This is a genomic window from Kitasatospora sp. NPDC004669 (genome assembly GCF_040609455.1).
Classification (GTDB): Bacteria; Actinomycetota; Actinomycetes; order Streptomycetales; family Streptomycetaceae; genus Kitasatospora.
This window is the reverse complement of sequence record NZ_JBEXKB010000016.1, coordinates 115573-139889: the sequence shown is the minus strand read 5'-3', so window position 1 is coordinate 139889 and position 24317 is coordinate 115573. Positions and strand designations below refer to the sequence as shown.

Genomic DNA, 24317 nt, shown 5'->3' with positions numbered 1-24317 from the left:
CCGAGGGGCCTGGGCAGGTTGGTTACCGACCGGTAGCATGGCCGTGATGCGGCGCCGCTCGGGTCTTCACCGGCGGCAGCCTGCCCACCTCGAAATGTTGGTCCCTGGGAGGAGAGCCCCCGTGCCTCGTACCGCGAGGGACGTCGTCTTCGTCGATGGCGTCCGCACCCCGTTCGGCAAGGCCGGCCCGAAGGGCATCTACCACGAGACCCGCGCCGACGACCTCGTCGTCAAGTGCATCCGGGAACTCGTGCGCCGTAACCCGAACCTGCCCGTCGAGCGCATCGACGAGGTCGCCATCGCGGCCACCACGCAGATCGGCGACCAGGGTCTGACGATCGGGCGCACCGCCGCCCTGCTGTCGGGCCTGCCGAAGTCCGTCCCCGGCTACGCGATCGACCGCATGTGCGCCGGCGCGCTGACCGCCGTGACCACCACCGCCGGCGGCATCGCCTTCGGCGCGTACGACGTGGTCGTGGCCGGCGGCGTCGAGCACATGGGCCGCCACCCGATGGGCGAGGGCGTCGACCCGAACCCGCGCTTCGTCTCCGAGAAGCTGGTCGACGAGTCCGCCCTGTTCATGGGCATGACCGCGGAGAACCTGCACGACCGGTTCCCGCACCTGACCAAGGAGCGCTGCGACGCCTACGCCGTGCGCTCGCAGGAGAAGGCCGCCAAGGCGTACGCCAACGGCGACATCCAGCCCGACCTGGTGCCGATCTCGATCCGCAACACCAACCCCGAGGTCGGCGAGACCGGCTGGGGCCTGGCCACCGTGGACGAGCCGATGCGCCCGGGCACCACGATGGAGAGCCTGGCGAACCTCAAGACCCCGTTCCGCCCGCACGGCAACATCACCGCGGGCAACTCGGCCGGTCTGAACGACGGTGCCACCGCCTCGCTGCTGGCCGCCGAGGACGTCGCCGAGGAGCTCGGCCTCCCGGTCAAGATGCGCCTGGTCTCGTACGCCTTCGCGGGCGTCGAGCCCGAGGTCATGGGCATCGGCCCGGTGCCGGCCACCGAGAAGGCGCTGGCCAAGGCCGGTCTGACCATCGACGACATCCAGGCCTTCGAGGTCAACGAGGCCTTCGCCGTCCAGGTGCTGTCCTTCCTGGACCACTACGGCATCGCGGACGACGACGAGCGGGTCAACCCGTTCGGCGGCGCGATCGCCTTCGGCCACCCGCTGGCCTCCTCGGGCGTGCGCCTGATGAACCAGCTGGCCCGCCGCTTCGAGCAGCGCCCGGACGTCCGCTACGGCCTCACCACGATGTGCATCGGCTTCGGCATGGGCGGCACCATCATCTGGGAGAACCCGCACTTCGAGGGTGGTAAGTGACCATGACGAGCACCACTGAGCTGCTCCAGCACGGCGCCGAGCTGTTCCCGGGCGAGGTCGTCACGACCGCCCACGTCCGCCACCTGGACCTGCCGCTGCAGGCCGGCAAGCTGGCCCTGATCACCCTGGACAACGGCTTCGACCACACCAAGCCGACCACCTTCGGCCCGGGCTCGCTGCTGAAGCTGTCCGAGGCGCTGGACCAGGTCGAGGCCGAGGCCGCCGAGGGCAAGATCGTCGGCGCCGCGATCACCGGCAAGCCGTTCATCTTCGCGGTCGGCGCCGACCTCAAGGGCGTCGAGCTGCTCAAGCAGCACGCGGACGCGCTGGCCATCGGCAAGGGCGGCCACGAGGTCTTCAAGCGGATCGCCGCGCTGCCCGTCCCGACCTTCGCGTTCTACAACGGCGCGGCCATGGGCGGCGGCGTCGAGGTCGGCCTGCACTGCGACTACCGCACGGTGTCGGCGGGCGTCCCGGCCTTCTCGCTGCCCGAGGTCTTCCTCGGCCTCGTCCCCGGCTGGGGCGGCTGCACCATCCTGCCGAACCTGATCGGTGCCGGTAAGGCCGTCAAGGTCATCATCGAGAACTCGATGAACCAGAACAAGCAGCTCAAGGGCAAGGACGTGTTCGAGCTGGGGATCGCCGACGCGATCTTCGAGCCGGCCGACTTCCTGGAGCAGTCGCTGCTGTGGGCCGCCAAGGTCCTCAAGGGCGACGTCGTCGTCGAGCGCGAGGCGATCGACCGCGGCAAGGCCTGGGACGACGCGGTCGCCTGGGGCCGTCTGGTCGCCGACGGCAAGGTGCACGGCGCCGCCCCGGCCGCCTACAAGGCGCTGGACATCATCGCCGCCGTCAAGGACGCCGACTTCGCCGACAAGGCCAGCCTGCAGGCCGGCTTCGACGCCGAGGACGCGGCCCTGGCCGACCTCATCATGAGCGGCGAGCTGCGCAGCGGCATCTACGCCTTCAACCTGGTGCAGCGTCGGGCCAAGCGCCCGGTCGGCGCGCCGGACAAGTCGCTGGCCCGCCCGGTCTCCAAGGTCGGCGTCGTCGGCGCCGGTCTGATGGCCTCGCAGCTGGCGCTGCTGTTCGCCCGCCGTCTGGAGGTGCCGGTGGTCCTCACCGACATCGACCAGGAGCGCGTCGACAAGGGCGTCGGCTACGTCCACGCCGAGATCGACAAGCTGCTCGGCAAGGGCCGGATCGGCCAGGACAAGGCCAACCGCCTCAAGGGCCTGGTCTCCGGCTCGCTCGACAAGGCCGCCGCCTTCGGCGACGCGGACTTCGTCATCGAGGCCGTGTTCGAGGAGATGGGCGTCAAGCAGACCGTCTTCGCGGACCTGGAGAACGTGGTCTCGCCGACCTGTGTGCTGGCGACCAACACCTCCTCGCTGTCGGTCACCGAGATGGCCTCGAAGCTGAAGCACCCCGAGCGGGTCGTCGGCTTCCACTTCTTCAACCCGGTCGCGATCCTCCCGCTGCTGGAGATCGTCCGCGGCGAGCAGACCGACGACGCGTCGCTGGCCACCGCCTTCGCCGTGTCGAAGAAGCTGAAGAAGACCTCGGTCCTGGTCAAGGACGCCCCGGCGTTCGTGGTGAACCGGATCCTGACCCGCTTCATGGGCGAGATCCAGAGCATCATCGACGAGGGCACCCCGATCGCCAGCGTCGAGAAGGCCGTCGAGCCGCTCGGCCTGCCGATGTCCCCGATCGTGCTGCTGGAGCTGGTCGGCCCGGCCATCGCCCTGCACGTCTCGGAGACCCTGCACGGCGCCTTCCCGGAGCGGTTCACCGTCTCCGAGAACCTCGGCAAGGTGGTCAAGGCCGGCAAGCGCGGCTTCTACACCTGGGTCGACGGCAAGCAGGTCCTCGACCCCGAGGTGCTGGAGCTGCTGTCCTTCGGCGACTCGGTGCTCACCGAGGAGCAGGTCCTGAACCGCGCCCTGGAGGCCGTGGCCCAGGAGATCGGTCTGATGCTGGAGGAGGGTGTCGTCGCCGAGGCGCAGGACATCGACCTCTGCATGATCACCGGCGCCGGCTGGCCCTTCCACCTGGGCGGGATCACCCCGTACCTGGACCGTGAGGGCGTCTCGGAGCGCGTGATCGGCAAGAAGTTCCTCGCCCCCGGCGTGGCCTCGGTGCCCGCGTAGCGCTACGGAAGGAGCCCCCGGCGACCTGGTCGCCGGGGGCTCCTTCCGTCTGTGCTCGGTGTTCGGGGGTGTGCTCGGTGTCCGGGGGTGTGCTCGGGGCCTGAGCGTGGGTGCTCAGTGCTTGAGGCGGTACACCACGGTGTCGCCGATGACGCCGATCATCTCGTAGTGGGTGTCCAGCAGGTTCTCGATCCGGGGGATCATCACCGGCTGGTACGGGGCGATGCCGGAGTCGTCCACGAAGACCTCGGGCAGGCCGTTGGCCAGTTCCTTGTCGAAGGTCTGCCAGGCGTTGTTGACGCTGAACTGCTCGCCCACGTTCTGGCTGCCGTCCTTGCCGCCGCTGTAGTTGGTGAGGAAGCCCGCGGTCAGGTAGCGGGTGGCGGGCTTGCGGTCGGCCAGCCAGTACAGCTCGGGGTGCATGCCCCAGACCAGCACGGTGTCCTTGGGGGTGGTCTGGGCGGCGACCGCGGTGGCGACCTCGGTGTTGCGGTTCATCTGCTCCCCCGGCCAGGCCAGCGCCAGGCCCCAGAAGACCGTGGCGGCGACCGTGGTGTACACCAGGACGGGCTTCCAGCGGATCGCCGAGGTGGCGACCGCGCCGGTGCCCAGCAGCACCAGCGGGGGGATCAGCTGCAGGTAGTAGTGGCCGAAGAAGTGGAAGCCCACGCTGACCGCGATGGCCGAGGAGAACAGCCAGACCCACAGGTCGGTGGTCGAGCCGTGCTCCTCGCCGGCCACCGGCAGCGGGCGGTGGCGGTGCTTGAACCAGAGCCGGCGGCCGACCGGGTACAGGAAGCCGAGGCCCGCCGCGGCGAGGATGCCCAGATTGCCGAAGGCCCGGCCGAGCATCTGCAGCCAGGCGCCGCCGAAGGTGGCGTAGTCGCCGCTGCCGGTGACCACCCAGAAGAGGAAGCCCTTGGGCTTGGTCAGGATGACCGCGACCAGCGCTATCGGCAGCGCGAAGCCGAAGCCGATCTTGAACAGCGCGGGCGGCCAGCGCACCCCTCGTCGGCGGGCGTCCTGCAGCAGCATCCAGAGCACCGGCAGCAGCACGGCCCCGCCGGTCTGCTTGGTCAGTGAGCAGAGCGCGACCGCGATGCCCGCCGCCAGCCAGCGGCGCCGTTCGGCGTACCGGAAGGCGGCCACCATGGCGGGCAGCATGAAGACCTCGAAGGTCGCCGCCTGGGTGTCCTCCGGGGAGAGCCCGATGGAGACCAGCAGGTAGAGCAGTCCGGCCCCGGCCCCGGCGCGGTTGCCCCAGCGACCGCGGGCGATCGAGGCCAGCAGGATCGCGGTGACCAGGTGGGCCGCCACCGCGAGGGTGCGCAGCGGCCACAGCGAGGCGGAACCGAAGACGGCGAAGCAGGCCTGGTAGAGCCAGGGGAGCAGCGGCGGCTTGCGGTCCACCACGGTGTCGTACAGCACCCCGCCGTCCGCCAGCATCCGGGCCTGGGTGGCCAGGAAGCCCTCGTCCGGGCTCCAGACGGGCCGGGCGAAGGAGGGGATGTGGGTGAACAGCGCGACCAGCGCGAGCACCGGCACCAGCCTGGTCCAGTACCCCTGACGAAGGTGGGTACGGGCGCGCTCGGGCAGGCGCTCGGCCAGTCCGGCGGGGCGGAGGCGGGTGGGGGTCGGCACGGTTGACAACCTACCGGGCGGGATCGGCGCGGGTGGCGCCGGTCCCGCCTTTCAGTGCGATTGTCAGCTTGTTCCGTGGCGAACTGTTACGGGGTTACGACAAACCGTCGGCGGCGAAACGGGCTACGGCCCCCACGTACTGTCGGGCGCCGCACCGGCCTCTCTCAGGCCTGGACCGGTGCCGCGTCCAGCTTGGCGACCAGGGCGGTCACCTTACGGGCGATGTCGGGGGCGTTCAGGCCGATTTCGGCCAGGATCTCGTTCCGGCTGGCGTGGTCCAGGAACTCCTGCGGGATACCGAAGTCGCGCACCGGCAGGTCCACGTCCGCGTCCCGCAGCGCCTGCGCGACGGCCGCGCCGACGCCGCCGGTACGGCCGTTGTCCTCGATCGTGACGACCACCCGGTGCTCGGCGGCCAGGCCCGGCAGGGCCGGGTCGACCGGCTTGACCCAGCGCGGGTCCACCACGGTGGCGGTGATGCCCTGGGCGGCCAGCAGGTCGGCGACCTCCAGGCTGGTGGGGGCCATCGCGCCGACCGAGACGATCAGCACGTCGGCGCGGTGGGCGCCGGAGGGCTCCTCGGCGGCGCGCAGCACGTCCATGCCGCCGACCCTGCCGACCGCCGCGACGGCCGGCCCGACCGTGCCCTTGGAGTAGCGGACCACGGTCGGGGCGTCCTTGACCTCGACGGCCTCGCGCAGCTGGGCGCGCACCTGGTCGGCGTCGCGCGGGGCGGCCAGCCGCAGGCCCGGGATGACCTGGAGGATCGACATGTCCCACATGCCGTTGTGCGAGGCGCCGTCCGTCCCGGTGACACCGGCCCGGTCCAGCACGAAGGTGACGCCCAGCTTGTGCAGGGCGACGTCCATCAGGACCTGGTCGAAGGCCCGGTTGAGGAAGGTCGCGTAGACCGCGAACACCGGGTGTAGCCCGTTGGTGGCCAGGCCTGCGGCACTGGTGACGGCGTGCTGCTCGGCGATGCCGACGTCGAAGATGCGGTCCGGGAAGGCCTTGGCGAACGGGGCCAGGCCGACCGGGTGGAGCATGGCCGCGGTGATGGCGACGATGTCCTCGCGCTCGCGGCCGAGCGCGACCATCTCCTCGCCGAAGACGGAGGTCCAGTCCTTGCCCGAGCTCTTGACCGGCAGGCCGGTGTCCGGGTGGATCACCCCGACGGCGTGGAAGCGGTCCTCGTCGTTGTTCTCGGCGGCGTGGTAGCCGCGGCCCTTCTCGGTCAGGCAGTGCACGATCACCGGGCCGCCGAAGCCGCGCGCCTTGGTCAGCGCGGACTCCAGGGCGGTCAGGTCGTGGCCGTCGATCGGGCCGATGTACTTGAGGCCGAGGTCCTCGAACATGCCCTGCGGGGCGATGAAGTCCTTGAGGCCCTTCTTGGCCCCGTGCAGCGTCTCGAACAGCTGCTGGCCGACCACCGGGGTGCGCTGCAGCGCGTCCTTGCCCCAGGACAGGAAGCGCTCGTAGCCCTGGGTGGTGCGCAGGGTGGCGAGGTGGTTGGCCAGGCCGCCGATGGTCGGCGAGTAGGAGCGCTCGTTGTCGTTGACGACGATGACCACCGGCAGGTCCTTGGCGTCGGCGATGTTGTTGATCGCCTCCCAGGCCATGCCACCGGTCAGCGCGCCGTCACCGATCACCGCGACGACCGGGTCGTTCTTGCCCAGCAGCTGGTTGGCCTTGGCCAGGCCGTCGGCGTACGACAGCACGGTGGAGGCGTGCGAGTTCTCGATCACGTCGTGCTCGGACTCGGCGCGCGAGGGGTAGCCGGACAGGCCGCCGCTCATCTTCAGCCGGGAGAAGTCCTGGCGGCCGGTGAGCAGCTTGTGGACGTAGCTCTGGTGGCCGGTGTCGAAGAGGATGCGGTCGCGCGGCGAGTCGAAGACCCGGTGCAGCGCGATGGTGAGCTCCACCACGCCGAGGTTGGGGCCGAGGTGGCCGCCCGTCTTGGAGACCTCGGTCACCAGGAAGGTCCGGATCTCCTGGGCCAGTGCGGCCAGCTGTCCGGGCGTGAGCCGGTCGAGATCGCGCGGTCCCCGAATGCGGGTCAGCAGGGCCACCCGTTCCTCCTCGTTCAGTGTTCACGGACCGCGGACGGTCCGACGGGCGTCGCTGCCCGGTCCGGCGGCAAACCGGCGGTCGCGGTCGGTGCCGACCGGTCGAGTCTAATGTCCGCCTGCCGGGCACCGAGCGGCACGCCCGGTGCCACCGACCGGTTACCGCCATTCCGGGAGGTGGGGCCGGGGTGCGGGTCAACATGGTGTTGACGAATGGATGTTCTGGTCGCGCGGGCGGGCCGCTCTGCGCCAGGGGTTCTCAGTGGCGGCCGAGGGCCCCGGACTCGCCCATCTCGCTCATCACCAGGGCCAGCGCGCCGAGCACCTCCGCCCGGCCGCCGAGAGTGCCGGGGACCACCGAGAGCTGGCGGGCGGCGCTGGGGATGGCGTAGCGGGCGACCGAGTCGCGGATCGGGGCGAGCACCAGCTCACCGGCCTCGGCGAGGTCGCCGCCGAGGATCACCCGGCGGGGGTTGAGCAGGTTGCACAGGGTGGCCACGCCCGTGCCGATCTGCCGGCCGGCGTCGGCGATCACCCGGCGGCAGCCGAGGTCGCCCTGGTGGGCCAGCTCGACCACCCGGGGCAGGGTGAGGTCCGGGCCGAGGGTGGAGGTGAGCAGCGAGAGCAGGTAGCGGGAGCCGACGAAGGTCTCCAGGCAGCCCCGGTTCCCGCAGCGACAGACCGGGCCGGCCTCGTCCAGGGTGATGTGCCCGATCTCACCTGCGGTGCCGCCGGGGCCGCGGTAGATCTGGCCGTTGACCACCAGGCCGGCGCCGACACCGCTGGCGATCTTGATGTACGCGAGGTCGCTCAGCCCGCGGCCGGCGCCCCAGACCAACTCGCCGAGCGCGCCCAGGTTGGCGTCGTTGTCCACGTGTACCGGCATGCCGAGCCGCTCGGCCAGCTCCCGGCCCGGGGCGATGCCCGTCCAGCCGGGCAGGATCGCGGTGGAGCCGAGCGCGCCGGTCTCCACGTCGATCGGGCCGGGCACGCCGAGGCCGACCCCGATCACCTTCTCCGGGCGGAAGCCGGCCTGCTCCAGCAGCCGCTCGACCATCGCCTCGGCCCGGTCGAAGCCCTGCGCGGCGGAGACGTCCACGTCGATCGGGGCGCTCTCCTCGGCCAGCACCCGGTGCGCCAGGTTGCCGACCGCGACCCGCAGGTGGGTGTGGCCGAAGTCGATGCCGACCACGATGCCGGCGTCGCCGCTGAGCGAGACGCTGCGGGCGCGGCGGCCGCCGGAGGAGGTGTCGGCGACCACGACGGTGCCGCTCTCCTTCAGTTCCCGCACGATGTTGGAGACGGTGGCCGCGGAGAGACCGGTGCCGCGGGCGATCTCGGCCTGGGTGAGCGAACCGGCCATCCGCACCGCCCGGAGCACCCGCTCCAGGTTCGCCCGGTGCAGGGACGACTGCGAACCCGGTGTGTCCGTCGACATGATCCACCCTCCCAGGGGCGGGGACCCCTCCGCCGGGCGTCCCCTTCAACTCCTGAAGCCTACGGCGCAAGGGGTGTTCGTGCGGGGGTGGGTTCCCGGGAGGACGGGTACGGGGCGTCCTCTCGCCCGATCGGGTGAGCGGCGGGTGGGACGGGGCGCGCGGCTTCGTGCTGCGCGCCCGCGGGGAAGGAGTGTGCGACCGTGGCGGCGCGGTGGGTGGCCGGTGAAAGTGTTGCGCGGTCAGGGCCCGTGGGGGCTGGGTTCGGCAGTCCTGGCGACGGCCGAAAACCACCCACCACTAGCATGGTGCCGAATCTCACCCGTCCCACCGGACCGCAGACGGTACCGACACGGGGACGCTTCCAGACATGACGGGGAATCAGATGGCAGGGGATCACCCTACGCCGGGTGCGGGCGAAGCGCCCGGCAGTGGCCCGCAGGGGAACCGGGGCGTCTCGTTGGGACGCCCGGCAGGGGGCGGCGTGGATCCGGCCGCCGTCGCGGACCAGATGACGCAACTCGACGGCTCGGCCGTTCCGGGCCAGGCCGCACCCGCCGGCCCGCCGGCCCAGCCGCCGGCGCCGCCCGCGCAGCCGCCGGGCGGCGTCGACTACGCGGCGTACGCGCCGACCGCGGCCGGCGTCCCCGCCCAGGCCCCGCCGCCTCCGGGCGGCGCGCCCGTCGGCCCGTACGACCCGGTGCCCGGTGGCGGCTACGCCGCTCCGGACGCCTCCCAGGGCTACAACACCGGCGGGTACGACTACCAGCAGCAGCCCGGGTACACCTACCCGGGTGCGCCGGTGCCCGTCGCACCCAAGCAGCGCAACCCCGTGATGCTGTGGGGCGGTGTCATCGGCGGTGTGCTGGTGATCGCCATCGTGATCGGGCTGGTCGTCCTGCTCAAGGGGAACGACCCCAAGCCCAACCCGGGGCCGGCGGCCGACTCGGGCGGCACCACGACCAGCACCTCCAACAGCGGCAGCACCTCCGCCGGCACCGACGGGGGCCCCACGCCCGTCCCGGGCAACGCCACGTACAAGGTCGCCTGGAACGCCGACAAGCCGCAGAACTCGGACTCCAGTTCGCAGCTGCTCGGGGTCTGGGGCGCCGGCCAGACCGCCGTGCGCGCGGACAGCACCGGCATCCGGGCCTACAACCTCTCGGACGGCAAGGAGGCCTGGAACATCCCGGTGCCGTCCGGCTCCAAGGAGCTGTGCACCGCCTCCTACTCGCACAACTCCAAGAACATCGTCGCGGTCTCCTTCAACACCGGTGACTACGACTGCTCCACCATCGGTGCCGTCGACATCGCCCAGGGCAAGCTGCTCTGGACCGTCAAGGCCGCCACGGACCGGCTGTCCTCGCCGACCCTGAGCGTCACCGACAAGGTGGTCGCCGTCGGCCCGGTCGGCGGGCTGAACATCGACAACGGCCAGCCCGTCTGGCAGTTCAAGGGGCGCGGCAAGGACTGCACCGTGTACGGCGCCGCCGCCGGCTCGCAGATCGCGATCACCGACCGCTGCTACGACACCAGCCCGAAGTCGGTGCTGCAGATCGTCAACGCCGACACCGGCCAGCCCACCAGCCAGCCGATCACTCTCACCGGCAGCATCGAGCGGATCGACAAGGTCGTCAGCACCAACCCCCTGGTGGTGCTGATGTCCAGCGGCCCGAACGGCGACTACATCCTGCCGTTCGACAAGGACAACAAGCCCGGCAACCAGATGTCGACCAAGGAGGCCGGCTCCGACAGCCTGCGCCTGTCCGGCCAGTCCGACGCCATCAGCAGCAACGTGGTCAGCGGCACGACGCTGTACGTCCAGGTCTCCGGCAGCAAGTCGGGCATCAACGCGTACGACCTGAACACCGGCAAGCGCCTCTGGTCCACCGCCTCCGCCTCGACCAGCAACGACATCCGGCTGGTCTCCGGCACCACCAAGGACGGCAAGGTCCGGGCGATCGTCGGCCAGGGCTACGACAAGCCGGCCAAGCTGGTGACGCTGTCGCCGGGCGACGGTTCGATGAGCGACATCGGCACCATGGCGATGCCGGACGGCATGGACATCGGGATGAGCATGTCCGAGTACTTCGTCACCGACGACAACAGCGCGATCCTCGCCTACCGGCGCGCCAGCAGCTACACGTCGCCGATGACCAAGTGGTCGAAGTGACGCCGGTGGTGACACCGGCCGCGACCTCGGGGGTCTGACCCCCGGTCGCGGGCACTCGTCCGGCGGGGCGGGCACGGACCGGGACTGTCTGAGACAGGCCCTGCGGTCCGGGCCCGCCCCGCCTGCGATTTTCCGGGGGGCTCAACCGTTGGGCATGCGAGGATTCGGTCCATCAGCCTGACAAAGGAGTGCAGCGAGTGCCCGGCACCAACCTGACCCGCGAGGAAGCCCGCACCCGGGCCGACCTCCTCCGGGTGGACGCGTACGACATCGAACTCGACCTCGGCTCGGCCCGCGAGGGTGGCACCTTCCGGTCCACCACCGTGGTCCGGTTCACCGCCGCGACGCCCGGCGCGGACAGCTTCATCGACCTCGTCGCCCCGAGCGTCGAGGAGATCACCCTCAACGGCGCCCCGCTCGACCCGGCCAGCTTCGCGGACAGCCGCATCCCGCTGCCGAACCTGGCCGCCGAGAACGAGCTGCGCGTGGTCGCCGACTGCGCCTACACCAACACCGGTGAGGGCCTGCACCGGTTCGTCGACCCGGTCGACGGCGAGACCTACCTGTACACCCAGTTCGAGGTGCCGGACGCCCGTCGGGTCTTCGCCAGCTTCGAACAGCCGGACCTGAAGGCCACGTTCGCGTTCACCGTGACCGCCCCCGCGGGCTGGGTCGTGGTCTCCAACGCGCCCACCCCGGAGCCGGTCGGCGAAGGGGACACCCGGGTCTGGAAGTTCGAGCCCACCGGCCGGATCTCCACCTACATCACCGCGCTCGTCGCCGGCCCGTACGTGGGCGTCTTCGACGTCTACGAGAACGGCGAGCAGCGCGTGCCGCTGGGTGTGTACTGCCGTCCGTCGCTGCGCGAATTCCTGGACGCCGAGGCGATCTTCGAGGTCACCCGGCAGGGTTTCGACTACTTCCAGGAGAAGTTCGACTACCCGTACCCCTTCGCCAAGTACGACCAGCTCTTCGTCCCGGAGTTCAACGCCGGCGCGATGGAGAACGCGGGCGCCGTCACCTTCCGCGACCAGTACGTGTTCCGCTCCAAGGTCACCGACGCCGCGTACGAGGCGCGCGCCGCGACGATCCTGCACGAGCTCGCCCACATGTGGTTCGGCGACCTCGTCACCATGGAGTGGTGGAACGACCTCTGGCTGAACGAGTCCTTCGCCACCTTCGCCGAGGCCGTCTGCCAGGCCGAGGCGCCCGGCTCCCGGTGGCCGCACTCCTGGACCACCTTCGCCAACCAGATGAAGACCTGGGCCTACCGGCAGGACCAACTGCCGTCCACCCACCCGATCATGGCGGAGATCAACGACCTGGAGGACGTCCAGGTCAACTTCGACGGCATCACCTACGCCAAGGGCGCCTCGGTGCTCAAGCAGCTGGTGGCGTACGTCGGCCAGGACGCCTTCTTCCAGGGCGTGCAGGCGTACTTCAAGCGCCACGCCTGGGGCAACACCCGGCTCAGCGACCTGCTCGGCGCCCTGGAGGAGGCCAGCGGCCGCGACCTCAAGGCCTGGTCCAAGTCCTGGCTGGAGACCGCCGGCATCAACGTGCTGCGGCCGTCCATCACGCTGAACACGGACGGTGAGATCGAGTCCTTCGCCGTCCTGCAGGAGGCCCCCGCGCTGCCGGCCGGCGCCAAGGGCGAGGCCGTGCTGCGGCCGCACCGGATCGCCGTCGGCCTGTACGAGCTGGCGGACGGCGCGCTGGTGCGCACCGACCGGATCGAGCTGGACGTCGACGGCCCGCGCACCGAGGTGCCGGAGCTGGTCGGGCGTCACCGGCCGGCCGTGGTGCTGCTCAACGACGACGACCTCTCGTACGCCAAGATCCGGCTGGACGAGGACTCGATGGCCGTGGTCACCGAGCACCTCGGCGGCTTCACCGAGTCGCTGCCGCGCGCGCTGTGCTGGGCCTCCGCCTGGGACATGACCCGCGACGGCGAGCTGGCCACCCGCGACTACCTGTCGCTGGCGCTGTCCGGCATCGGGCGCGAGAGCGACATCGGCGTGGTGCAGTCCGTGCACCGCCAGGTCAAGCTGGCCCTGGACGCCTACGCCGACCCGGACTGGCGCGAGCAGGGCCTCGCCCGCTGGGCCGCCGCCGCCGAGGAGCACCTGCGCGCCGCCGAGCCCGGCAGCGACCACCAGCTGGCCTGGGCCCGTGCCCTCTCCTCCGTCGCCCGCACCGACGGGCAGCTCGCGCTGCTGGCCGGGCTGCTGGACGGCTCGGTGGAGATCAAGGGCCTGGCGGTGGACACCGAGCTGCGCTGGACGCTGCTGACCCGGCTGTCGGCCACCGGCCGGGCGGACGAGGCCCTGATCACGGCCGAGCTGGAGCGGGACAACACCGCGGCCGGCCAGGAGCACGCGGCCACCTGCCGCGCGGCCCGGCCGACCGCCGAGGCCAAGGCCGAGGCCTGGGCGTCGGTGGTGGAGTCGGACAAGCTGACCAACTACGTCCAGGAGGCCGTGATCGCCGGCTTCCAGCAGTCGGACCAGCGCGAGCTGCTGGCGCCGTACGCGGCGAAGTACTTCGCGGCGGTCAAGGGCATCTGGGAGACCCGCAGCCACGAGATCTCGCAGCAGATCATCGGCGGGCTGTACCCCTCGCTGCAGGTGTCGGACGAGACGCTGGCGGCCACGGACGCCTGGCTGACCGGGGCCGAGCCGGCCCCGGCGCTGCGGCGCCAGGTGGTCGAGGCGCGGGCCGGGGTCGAGCGCGCGCTCAAGGCCCAGGCTGTGGACCGGGCGGCGGGAGCTCGCTGACCGGGCGTCGGTAACGCCCGAAGGGGCGCCGGACGGGATCGTCCGGCGCCCCTTCGGGGTTGTACGGGTCCTGGTGGACGCTGGGTCCGGGGGACGCGACGGCTACTTCTTCTTCTTGCCCCACGGCATGCCCGCGAGGGCCGCGATGACGGCGAAGACGGCGAGCGGAATCAGCACGTACAGGCCGATGGTCTGGCCGACGCTCAGGCCGGGACCCGGGTCGTCGCCGTCGTCCCTGGTGAGGGCCATGGCGGGCGACGACAGCAGCATCATCAGCGTGACCGTTGCGGAGACCGCGCCGGCTCGCAAAGCGTTCCTCTTGTCCACGTTTCCAACTTACCCGCCGCTTATGGGAGGGCGCGCGTCGGGGTCGGCCTTCCGGTTCGTGGGCCCCGCGCGGGTCACCGGGACGGGTTCTGCGGGCTGGGCAGGGCGAGGAGCTGAGCCAGGAGGCGGGCTGCCGGGACGGTGGCGAGGCGGTCGAGGGTGACCGGGCCGCCGGCGCCGTCAGCGACCGGGAGGCGCCAGTTCGGGTACTGGTCCCAGGTGCCGGGCAGGTTCTGCGGGCGCGGGTCGCCGACCAGGTCCGGCAGCCAGACACCGACCAGCTCCGCCGGGGTCGCCCGCAGGAACCGGTACAGCACCGGCATCGACAGCGGCTCGCCCGGGGTGAGCAGCCCCAGCCGGGCCAGTTCGGCCCGCCAGTCCGCCAGCTCCGTCGCGGCCTCCTCCTGTTCCTCCCCCAGCGGCCGGGCCAGCAGGCCGAGCCGGTGCCGCAGCTCGACGTGCTCGCCGGAGAGCCGGGCCGCGGTGCTCGGCAGGTCGTGGGTGGTGAGGGTGGCCAGGCAGCCGGGCCGCCAGCGGTCCGGGGCGAGGATCCGCCCGGCCGCGTCCCAGTCCCGCTCGAACCAGAGCACGGAGGTGCCCAGGATGCCGCGCGCCGCCAGTTCCTCCCGCACGCCCGGCTCGACCGTGCCCAGGTCCTCGCCGATCACCGCCGTCCCGGCCCGGTGCGCCTCCAGTGCCAGCACGCCGAGCATCGCCTCGGCGTCGTAGCGCACGTACGCGCCCTCGGTGGGCGGGTGGCCCTGCGGGACCCACCAGAGGCGGAACAGGCCCATCACGTGGTCGATCCGGACGGCCCCGGCGTGCCTCGCCGTCGCTCGCAGGAGTTCCGCGTACGGGGCGTAGCCGGCCGCGGCCAGCGCGTCCGGGCGCCAGGGCGGCAGACCCCAGTCCTGGCCGTGGGCGTTGAAGGCGTCCGGCGGCGCGCCGACCGAGATGCCGCCGGCCAGCACGTCCTGCAGTGCCCAGGCGTCCGCGCCGTCGGGGTGGACGCCGACCGCCAGGTCGTGGATCAGACCGACCGGCATGCCCGCCTCGTGGGCACTGTGCTGGGCGTGGGCGAGCTGCCGGTCGACCTGCCAGGCCAGCCAGCGGTGGAACTCGACCCGCTCGGTGAGCTCCTTGGCGGCCTGCTCGACCTGTGGGCCGCCCGGGTGACGCAGGCCCTTCGGCCAGTGGTGCCAGTCGGGGCCGTGCACCTCGGCCAGGGCGTTCCAGAGCGCGTGGCGGCGCAGCCACTCGCCCTCGCGCCGCCGGTACGCCTCGTACGCCGCCCGGCGGCCGGGGCCGCACGGCACCTCGTGCAGCAGCTCCAGCGCCTCGCGCTTGAGCGCCCAGACGGCGTCCCGGTCGATCAGGCCGTCGTGGACGAGCACCTCGTCGCGCAGCCGCGCGGCGCGGCAGGCCAGGTCGTCGGTCTGCGCCCGCTGTTCGGCGTTCAGGTACGCGTACTCGGGGACCGCCTCGATCCGCAGGTGCACCGGGTCGGCGAAGCGGCGGGAGGACGGACGGTACGGGGACGGGTCGGTGGGCACACCCGGGACGCCGGGCAGCGCCTGGTGCAGCGGGTTGATCTGCACGAAGCCCGCGCCGAGCCCGGCCCCCGCCCACTGGGCGAGCTCGGCGAGGTCGCCGAGGTCGCCCATGCCCCAGGAGCGCTCGGACAGGACGGAGTACAGCTGGGCGAGGAAACCCCAGCTGCGGCCGGGGAGTTGGGGAAGCCTCTGCGGCGCGACGATCAGCGGCGCCGCTGCTGATCTGCCGTCGGTCTCCGCCTTGAGCGTGTGCCGCCCGAGCGGCAGGTCCGCCGGCAGCCAGTGGGAGTGGCCGCACGGCAGCTCCCAACTGCCCCCGCCCTCAAGCTCAACCCGCAGCCGGGCGTCGGCCGGCACGTCCAGCGCGGTGCGCCGCCCCTGCCGGACCACCACGCACGGCGGCAGCAACCGGCCCTGCTGGTCGGCACGGTGACGCTCCAACGCCTCCCGCACCTCCTCCGGCGACCCGGCCGCCACCCCCAACGCCCGCAACACCGCCACCAGCGTCCGCGCCCCCACCGTCTGCCCACCCGGCCCCGGGTGCCGGGTGTCCACCCCGTGCGCCTGCGCCAGCGCCACCAGCTCCGCCGGCGGAGGCGGTGCGTCCTGCGGCGGCACCTTCAGCCCGTCGGCTCCGTCACTGTCGTGGTAAGCGGCCACTCGCGGCTCCTGCGATGTCTCGGCGACGCCCGGTCAGGGCTCCCCAAGTCCTACCCGGGTGACGACCCGATGACGCTGCGCGACACGTGCGCGCGGGGTGGATCGGTCGGGCCTGTGCGGCGCGGCGCACGCGCGCGCCTGACCGGGAGTCCGGCTGGTCGGCGCGGAAGGCCCGGAGGTCCGGCCCCGCCGACCGCTCCCCCGGTACGGCTGACGCGTCGCCGCCCCGTGCCACCGGTTCCGGCCGTCGCGACAGCCGTCGCGCCGGGGGTGGAACAGGGGGATGAAACCGGGCAAAGTCTGCATAGCCGTCGGCGGCGTTGACACCGGGTTGGGTAGCTGGTGGGGTTGCTCGCGTTGTGGTCAGGCCTGTTCGAGGAGGCTCCTGTGCAAGCCCGTGTGTCCGTTGTGGCCGGGCGGCGGCTGCGGCAGCAGTTGGAGCAGAGTCCGGCGCTGCGGGAGGTGCTGCAGCATCCGGCCGCGCTGAGTGCTCGGCGGGCCACCGCACGGACGTGTCGCCAGCTGGCGCCGAGGACCGCGGACCGGCTGATCGCCGATCTGAAGGGGACGGAGCCGCTGTTGGCATCGGTACGGGCGGAGCGTGCGGCGGGGCGGCCGGGGCGGCGGGCGATGCAGATCGCGGCCGGGGTCGCGGCCGCGGCGGTGGTCGGCGGGCTGTTGGCCGGGCCGATGCCGTCGGCGGCGTACGCGGCGACGCCCGGACCGGACGTGGTGAGCACCGCGCCGCAGACTCCGCTGGGCAGCGTGACGAACCCGCAGGTGTTCCCGCACCCGCAGGAGCAGACCGTGGCGGGCAAGGCCGTCACGGTGCCGGCCGCCGTGACGCTGGTGCCCGCGCCCAAGGTGGACCGGGGCGCGGTGGACGCCGTGCGCGAGGTTCTGGCCGTCGCCGGGGCCACCTCGGTGACCCCGCAGCCGGACGGCGGGACGCCGGCCGCCGGCTCGCTGGTGGTGTACGTCGGCGGGGCCGCCGAGGACGCCGGGGGCGAGGTGGACCGGACGCTGCGCCAGCTGGCCGCCGCGGCCGGCGCCAAGGACGGCTCCGGGCCCTCGACCGACGGCATGACGGCCGGCGGCTACGTGCTGTCGTCCGGTCAGCTGCCCGCCCAGGGCGGCGGGACGTACGGCGCGGTGGTGCTGGCGGGCGTGGACCCGGCCGGCACCTTCTACGCCGCGCAGAGCCTGCGCCAGCTGCTCGCCGCCGTACCGGCCGGGCAGGGCCAGGGGCCGGGCGCGGCCGGGCTCGGCCTGCCCGGGATCACGCTGCGGGACTGGCCGAGCGGGGCGGCGGTGCGCGGCGCCGCGGAGGCGTTCTACGGCACCCCGTGGAGCGCCCAGCAGCGGCTCGACCAGGTCGACTTCCTGGGCCGCTCCAAGCAGAACTTCTACCTGTACGCCCCCGGTGACGACCCGTTCCGGCTGTCCCGCTGGCGCGACGCCTACCCGGCCGCCCAGCAGTCGGAGCTGCGCGAGCTCGGCGACCGGGCCCGGCAGAACCACGTCACCCTCGGCTACGCGATCGACCCGGGGCAGTCGCTCTGCTTCAGCTCCGACGGGGACGTCAACGCGCTGGTCTCGAAGCTGGACGGGCTGCGCAAGCTCGGCTTCACCGCCTTCCAGCTGCAGTTCCTGGACGTCAGCTACGACGAGTGGCACTGCGACGACGACCACGACGCCTACGGCAGCGGTCCGGCCGCGGCCGCCAAGGCGCAGGCCGCGCTGGTCAAGAAGGTGCAGGACCGGCTGATCGCGAAGAACCCGGGCCTGGCGCCGCTGTCCATCGTGCCGACCGAGTACCACAAGCAGGGCACCACGCCGTACCGCAAGGCACTGGCCGACGCGCTGCCGAGCGGTGTGCAGGTGGCCTGGAGCGGCGGCGGGGTGATCCCGGAGAAGATCACCGGCGCCCAGACCTCCGACACCGGCAGCCTGTACGGGCACCCGCTGGTCACCATGGACAACTATCCGGTCAACGACGCCAACCCGGACCGGCTCTTCCTCGGCGCCTACACCGGCCGCGAGCCGGAGGTGGCCACCCGCTCGGCGGTACTGCTGACCGGCGCGATGCAGCAGCCGGTGGCCTCCCGGATAGCGCTCGCCACGGCCGGCGACTTCGCCTGGAACCCGACCGGCTACAAGCCCGACGACTCCTGGCAGGCAGCGGTGCGCTCGCTGGCCGGGCCGACCGGCGCCGGCGCCACGCCCGCCGGATCGGCGCTGTCCGCGGTGACCGCGCTGGCCGGCAACAGCACCTCCTCTCCGCTGTCCAAGCAGGAGTCCGGCTACCTGACGCCGCTGCTGGACCGGTTCTGGGCGGCCGCCGAGCCCACCTCCGGCGCCACCCCGGACCTCGCCAAGCTGATCGAGGCCGCGGCCCCGCTGCGGGACGCCTTCTCCGCGATGGCCACCGCCCAGCAGACCCTCTCCGGCACCCAGGCCACCGCCCAGCTGGCCGCCGAGGCCGGGCCCTGGCTGGGCCCGCTGCGCGACTACGGGCTGGCCGGGCAGGCCGCGCTGGACATGCTGCTGGCCCAGAAGGGCGGCGACGGCGGGGCGGCCTGGAAGGCCCGGGTGCAGCTCAACCGGCTGCGCGCCCAACTCACCCAATCCCCGGCGACCATCGGCCCGGGGGTGCTCGCCCCGTTCCTGGACCGCGCGGTGCGCGCCGCCGACAACTGGTCCGGCGTGGTCAGCGGCGGGGTCACCCCGACCAGCAGCATGGGCACCGCGCAGGACCACCTGCCCGCGCTGATGGTCGACGGCCAGGCCGACACCTTCTACTGGAGCTCCGCTCCCCCGCAGCCCGGCGACTCGGTCGGCGTGGACCTCGGCGCAGGGCGGCCGATCAGCGGCGTGACCGTGCTGATGGGCGGCTGGGGCAACGGCCCGGACGCCCGGACCGCCGTGGACGACTACATCCGCGACGGCGTGCTGGAGTACAGCACCGGCGAGGGCGGCTGGCAGCAGCTCGCCGTGGTGAAGAACCAGAAGACGGTCAGCGCCCAGCTGCCGCCCGGCACGGTGGTACGGGCGGTACGGCTGCGGGCCACCGCCGCGCAGAAGACCGCCGTCGCGGTGCGCGAGTTCACCGTCACCGCCCCCGACGACGCCCCGGCCAGCGTCTCCGGCGGGCCCGCCGCGCTGCCCGGCTCCTCGGCCGCGGCCGTGCTGGACGGCAACCCGGACACCGCCTACCGCGCCGCCAACCCGCCCACCGCGCTGGACCAGCCGCTGACCGTCGAGCTCGGCAGCGCCCGTCCGCTGGACCGGCTGACCGTACTGACCGACCCGAACGTGCACGCCACCGCCACCGTCGCGGTACGCCGCTCCGACGGCACCTGGACCGACATCGGCACCGTGCAGCCCGGCTACAACGAGCTGTCGGCCGGCGGGCAGCTGGCCGACGCCTTCCGACTGACCTGGAAGCCCGGCGGCGACCCGCCGGTGGTCAACCAGGTGATCCCCTGGTACGCGGACGTCCCGGCGGCCCGGCTCGGCCTGGCCGACCCGGCGCTGGACGTGGTCGCCGGCGCGGCCTCGCCCGCCAAGACCCAGGCCACCGTCGAGGCCGGCCGCCCCGAGGGCACCACCGGCGAGCTGCGCACCGAGGTGCCGGCCGCCGCCAAGGGCCTGACCGTGACCCCGGCCGGCCCGGTGACCGTGCCGCGCGGCGGCCGGGTGGGCGTGCCGCTGCTGGTCACCGCCGCGCCGGGGACGCCGTCCGGGACGTACCAGGTGCCGGTGTCGTACGTGGCGGGCGGCACCACCGTGAAGCAGGTGCTGCAGGTGCACGTGGTGCCGGCGACCTCCGGGCCGGACCTGGCGGTGGGCGCGAAGGCCACCTCCTCGGGCGACGAGACGCCGGCCTTCCCGGCCTCGGCGGTCTCCGACGGCGACCCGAAGACCCGCTGGTCCTCGCCGGCCAAGGACGACGCCTGGGTGCAGCTGGAGCTGCCGCAAACCGTCCACCTGGGCGCGGCGGTGCTGCACTGGCAGTCCGCGTACGCCTCCTCGTACAAGATCCAGGTGTCGCCGGACGGCAGCACCTGGACGGACGCGGCGACGGTGGACAACGGCAAGGGCGGGGACGAGACGGTGCGCTTCGACGCCTCGGGCGTCCGGTTCGTCCGGATGCAGGGCGTGGCGCGGGCCACCAAGTTCGGCTACTCGCTGTACGGCATCGAGCTGTACGCCGTCACCGCTCCGGTCACCCCGCCGCAGCCGCCGCCGACCGCCCCGCCGGCCCAGCCGGGCCAGCCGAACCCGGGCCAGCCGGGCACCACGCCCACGACGCCACCGGCGGCGCCGCCGAAGCAGTAACGCGGCGGGCCGCCGGGCTCCCCGGTGCGGGGGGCGCGGCGGCCCATGAGGCGCGTACCGACGTTGTGACGGGCGGGCCCTTGTGGAGCTTCGGTCAGGCGGAGAGCGGTTCGGGCTGCTCGCCGCGGCGGACGGGGGCGGGGTGGGCGCCGTGCGCCCGCCCGATCGGGACGGAGTGGTTCGGCTCGGTATGGTCGTGGTGCTCGTACTCGCCCCACTGTGGGGCGCGCAACTGGTCGCCGCCGCCGTACGGCTCCAGGTAGGGCCGCCAGCGCGGGTCCTTGATCCCGGTGCCGATGATCCGCCAGGCGAGTCCGCTGGGCGGTGCGGGCGGGCGCTTCATCCGCCAGCCGAGTTCGGTGAGGTGGCGGTCGGCCTTGGTGTGGTTGCAGCGGCGGCAGGCCGCCACCACGTTGTCCCACCGGTGCTGGCCACCCCGGCTGCGCGGGATGACGTGGTCGACGCTGGTGGCGGCGGCCCCGCAGTAGACGCAGCGACCGTGGTCCCGGGCGAACAGCGCCCGGCGGGTGAGCGGGACGGGCCCGCAGAAGGGGACCCGGACGAAGCGGGTCAGACGGACGACGGACGGCGCCGGAAGGGCGCTGGTGGCGCTGTGCAGAGTGACTCCCGATTCCTCCAGGCTGACCGCCTTGTGGTTGAGGACCAGGATGAGTGCGCGGCGCATCGATACGACGCCGAGTGGCTCGTAGGACGCGTTGAGGACCAGGACATGCGGCACGGATGCCTCCTTGGACGCCTGCGGCGCGTGGCTCGCGCCGGGACGAGCGGTTGGATCGCACAACGAGTGCGTGATCTCCCCCAGTGTCGCCTTACGCCTTTGTACGGCGCCACCACTCCTGTGTAACGGACCTGACGCGAACTCCGGGTGTGGTCTCTGTCATACCCGGTATGCCCTGGGGAAGGTTGGGTTGCACCCCGGTGCCGCCGAGGCCCGGCCCGGTGTCCCGCCCGGGGGACGGCTCAGCCGGTCGGAGCAGCGCCGTGGGCCGTCCGGCGGCGGCGTCTCGGCCGTTCGGGCACCGTTCCGGGTGGCACGGGGTCGGTGCGCGGGAGGAGCGCACCGGGGCGTTGACGGGGCGTCCGGGATGGTGCGTACGCCCTCGGCGTGTCGGGGCTGGTGTTCGGTAACGGATAGGCTAAGAGGAACGGTCCGCGGGCCGCTTGCGGCGGCGCGGTCCCGTCACGCCCCCAGCAAGGAAGGCCCCGCACGTGTTCCGCTCCGGCGCCACCGGTCTGACCGACGCGTCCTCGACGCTCTCCACCCCGACGCCGGCCCCCTCCCCCACCGCGCCGGCGCTGCCGCAACTGGACCTGCGCATCCCCACCAGCACGCAGGAGGTCACCGACACCACCAAGCAGGCGGCCAGCTGGTTCGACACCCACTGGCAGAGCTGGCTGGCGGGCGGTCTGCGGATCGTCTTCATCGTCGTGCTGGCGATGGTCCTGCGGACCGTGGTGAACAAGCTGATCACCCAGCTGATCGCGCGGATGGCGCGCAGCCACGAGCACCGGGAGGAGAGCCGGCTGGGCGGGCTGCTGGCCAACCACGGGGTGGTGAACCCGGAGCGGCGCCAGCAGCGGTCGGAGGCGATCGGCTCGGTGCTGCGCAGCGTGGCCTCGTTCAGCATCCTGGGCACGGCGGCGCTGATGGCGCTCTCCGCGCTCGGGGTGAACCTGGCGCCACTGCTGGCGAGTGCCGGTGTGGCCGGTGTGGCGATCGGTTTCGGCGCCCGCAACCTGGTGACGGACTTCCTCTCCGGGGTCTTCATGATCATGGAGGACCAGTACGGCGTCGGCGACGAGGTCGACACCGGGGTGGCCACCGGCACGGTGCTGGAGGTCGGGCTGCGGGTGACCAAGCTGCGCGGGGCGAACGGCGAGATCTGGTACATCCGCAACGGCGAGGTGAAGCGGATCGCCAACATGAGCCAGGGCTGGGCGACCGCCTCGGTGGACGTGCAGGTCGGGTACAAGGAGGACCTGCAGCGGGTCGAGGACCTGATCCTGGAGACGGCCGAGTCGCTGGCCAAGGAGTCGCCGTACGACGAGCTGGTCTGGGCGCCCGTGTCGATCCTGGGCGTGGAGTCGGTGGCGGCGGACTCGGTGATGGTGCGGGTCGAGGCCCGGACGGCCCCGGGCAAGGCGTCGGTGGTCTCCCGGGCGCTGCGCCAGCGGCTGAAGTCGGCCTTCGACCTGGCCGGGATCAAGGTCAAGGAGGAGGCCACGGCGGTGGCCGCCGGGGTGGCGATCGCGGAGCCCTCGCCGCCGTCGGCGCTGTCCGACCCGACCTCGCCGCGCTACCGGGCGGCCGAGCCGATCCCGCTGCCGAAGCCGCCGACGGACGACCTGACGATCGCCAAGCCGTAGCGTTTCCCGTTCTGCCGTCGAGCCCCGCTCCCACTCCGGTGGGGGCGGGGCTTTCCGCTTGCCGGTAACGCTTCGGCATCCTCCGCTCCACCGACCATTGACACCCCACCGACACGGCCCGTACGGTCCTGTCCAAGCAACTGGAAAGTTTCCTAACAGTTCCCGTTCATCGGCCGAAAGAGGAGGATTCCGGGCATGACCAAGAGCACCGCGAAGGTCCCCCTCGCCGGCACCCCGAGCCTCCTGCGCGCCATCAACGACCGCGCCGCCCTCGAACTCCTGCTGGAGAACGGCCCGCTCTCGCGCACCCAGATCGGCACCCTGACCGGGCTGTCCAAGCCCACCGCCTCCCAGCTGCTGGCCCGCCTGGAGGCGGCCGGGCTGGTCCTGCCGGTCGGCACCACCGAGGGCGGACCCGGTCCCAACGCGCAGCTGTACCAGGTGAATCCGGCCGCCGGGTACGTCGCCGGGCTGGACGTCACCAACAGCGGGATCCGGGTCGCGATCGCCGACATCACCGGCACCACGCTGACCGAGCACAGCGTCCCGACCAGAGGCGTCCCGGCCGCCGAGACCGTCCCGAGAGTCGCCGCCGCGGTCGCCGAGGCGGTCCGGGCCGCCGGGCTCGCCGAGGGGAGCCTGCGCACCGTCGCGATCGGCGTCGGCGGCGCCCCCGACCCGGTCACCGGCAAGCTGCGCTACGCCTCCCACCTGCCGGGCTGGCACTCGCCGCGGCTGGTCGAGGAGCTCTCCGAGGCGATCGGCGCGCCGGTGTCGATCGAGAACGACGTGAACCTGGCCGCCGTCGCCGAGCAGGCCTCCGGCGCGGCGGCGGGCTCCGAGGACTTCGTCCTGCTCTGGGCCGGGGCGGGCACCGGCGCCGCGATCGTGATCGCCGGGCGGCTGCACCGCGGCTTCACCGGCGGCGCCGGGGAGGTCGGCTACATGCCGGTGCCCGGCTCGCCGGTCGAGTGGGACGCCCGCTGGCGCAAGTTCGGCGGCTTCCAGGCCCTGGTCGGCGCACCCGCCGTCCGGGCACTGGCCCGTGAGCACGGCCTCGGCGCGCCCAGCGCGGAGGAGTCGATCGCCAAGGCCCTGGCCACCCCGGGTGCCGGCGACACCTTCCTCACCGAGCTGGCCGGGCGGCTCGCCGTCGGGCTGGCCGTGATCGTCGCCGTGGTCGACCCCCAGCTGGTGGTCCTCTCCGGCGCGGTGCCGAGCGCGGGCGGGAAACGCCTGCGCGCACTCGTCGAGGACGAGCTGGCCCGGATCTGCCTCGCCCGGCCGGAAGTCCGCAGCAGTGCCCTGCCCGGCTCACCCGTTCTGCTCGGTGCCCTGCAACGCGCCCTCGCCGACGCCCGCGAGGCGGTCTTCTCCACCCACTGACGCTCCCCCTGCCACCCGACGCTCCCGCCCGCGCCACCTCTCCCCAACCCCCTACGCGGGACCCGAGGCGATGACGCCTG

At 72.8% G+C, this 24317-nt stretch carries 13 protein-coding genes; 7 read left to right on the top strand and 6 right to left on the bottom strand.

Annotated elements, in window-relative coordinates:
- The first annotated feature begins 121 nt into the window (after positions 1-121).
- Positions 122-1339: an acetyl-CoA C-acyltransferase gene (locus tag ABZW30_RS16500; RefSeq protein WP_355671792.1), complete on the top strand. Its 1218-nt coding sequence runs from the start codon at positions 122-124 to the stop codon at positions 1337-1339.
- Between the two features lie 2 nt (positions 1340-1341).
- On the top strand, positions 1342-3489 hold the full coding sequence (locus ABZW30_RS16495; protein WP_355671791.1) for a 3-hydroxyacyl-CoA dehydrogenase NAD-binding domain-containing protein: 2148 nt from the start codon (positions 1342-1344) through the stop codon (positions 3487-3489).
- 114 nt (positions 3490-3603) lie between these two features.
- Here the strand turns inward: ABZW30_RS16495 and ABZW30_RS16490 are convergent, their stop codons facing one another.
- From ABZW30_RS16490 to ABZW30_RS16480, 3 genes are all read right to left on the bottom strand, one after another.
- Entirely contained in the window at positions 3604-5130 is a 1527-nt protein-coding gene (locus tag ABZW30_RS16490) for a glycosyltransferase family 39 protein (protein WP_355671790.1), read from the bottom strand.
- 164 nt (positions 5131-5294) lie between these two features.
- Positions 5295-7199 carry a 1-deoxy-D-xylulose-5-phosphate synthase gene (gene dxs / locus ABZW30_RS16485; protein WP_355671789.1) on the bottom strand — a complete coding sequence of 635 codons (1905 nt, stop codon included), beginning with the start codon at positions 7197-7199 and terminating at the stop codon, positions 5295-5297.
- A 256-nt stretch (positions 7200-7455) separates the two neighbouring features.
- A complete protein-coding gene (locus ABZW30_RS16480; protein ID WP_355671788.1) occupies positions 7456-8634 on the bottom strand; it encodes an ROK family transcriptional regulator in 1179 nt (392 codons plus the stop codon).
- A 482-nt stretch (positions 8635-9116) separates the two neighbouring features.
- Here ABZW30_RS16480 and ABZW30_RS16475 point away from each other — a divergent pair, with 482 nt between their 5' ends.
- Both ABZW30_RS16475 and pepN read left to right on the top strand, forming a co-directional pair.
- A complete protein-coding gene (locus ABZW30_RS16475) occupies positions 9117-10805 on the top strand; it encodes a PQQ-binding-like beta-propeller repeat protein (RefSeq protein WP_355671787.1) in 1689 nt (562 codons plus the stop codon).
- A gap of 197 nt (positions 10806-11002) precedes the next feature.
- Positions 11003-13582 carry an aminopeptidase N gene (gene pepN, locus ABZW30_RS16470; RefSeq protein ID WP_355671786.1) on the top strand — a complete coding sequence of 860 codons (2580 nt, stop codon included), beginning with the start codon at positions 11003-11005 and terminating at the stop codon, positions 13580-13582.
- A 102-nt stretch (positions 13583-13684) separates the two neighbouring features.
- On the opposite strand, the gene ABZW30_RS16465 is transcribed toward pepN, so the two are convergent.
- On the bottom strand, positions 13685-13909 hold the full coding sequence (locus tag ABZW30_RS16465) for a hypothetical protein (protein ID WP_355671785.1): 225 nt from the start codon (positions 13907-13909) through the stop codon (positions 13685-13687).
- A gap of 74 nt (positions 13910-13983) precedes the next feature.
- The gene (gene malQ, locus ABZW30_RS16460) at positions 13984-16080 is read right to left on the bottom strand and encodes a 4-alpha-glucanotransferase (protein ID WP_355671814.1); all 2097 of its coding nucleotides are present in this window, start codon (positions 16078-16080) and stop codon (positions 13984-13986) included.
- A 429-nt stretch (positions 16081-16509) separates the two neighbouring features.
- On the opposite strand from malQ, the gene ABZW30_RS16455 reads away from it, so the two are divergent.
- The gene (locus tag ABZW30_RS16455; RefSeq protein ID WP_355671784.1) at positions 16510-20463 is read left to right on the top strand and encodes a beta-N-acetylglucosaminidase domain-containing protein; all 3954 of its coding nucleotides are present in this window, start codon (positions 16510-16512) and stop codon (positions 20461-20463) included.
- A gap of 94 nt (positions 20464-20557) precedes the next feature.
- Here ABZW30_RS16455 and ABZW30_RS16450 read toward each other — a convergent pair whose 3' ends face one another.
- Positions 20558-21202 (bottom strand): HNH endonuclease, encoded by a 645-nt coding sequence (locus ABZW30_RS16450; protein ID WP_355671783.1) that lies wholly within the window; start codon positions 21200-21202, stop codon positions 20558-20560.
- 587 nt (positions 21203-21789) lie between these two features.
- On the opposite strand from ABZW30_RS16450, the gene ABZW30_RS16445 reads away from it, so the two are divergent.
- Together ABZW30_RS16445 and ABZW30_RS16440 are read left to right on the top strand one after the other, a co-directional pair.
- Positions 21790-22851 (top strand): mechanosensitive ion channel family protein, encoded by a 1062-nt coding sequence (locus tag ABZW30_RS16445; RefSeq protein WP_355671813.1) that lies wholly within the window; start codon positions 21790-21792, stop codon positions 22849-22851.
- A 195-nt stretch (positions 22852-23046) separates the two neighbouring features.
- Complete coding sequence (locus tag ABZW30_RS16440; RefSeq protein WP_355671782.1) at positions 23047-24237, top strand: ROK family transcriptional regulator; 1191 nt, start codon at positions 23047-23049, stop codon at positions 24235-24237.
- Positions 24238-24317: the final 80 nt, after the last annotated feature.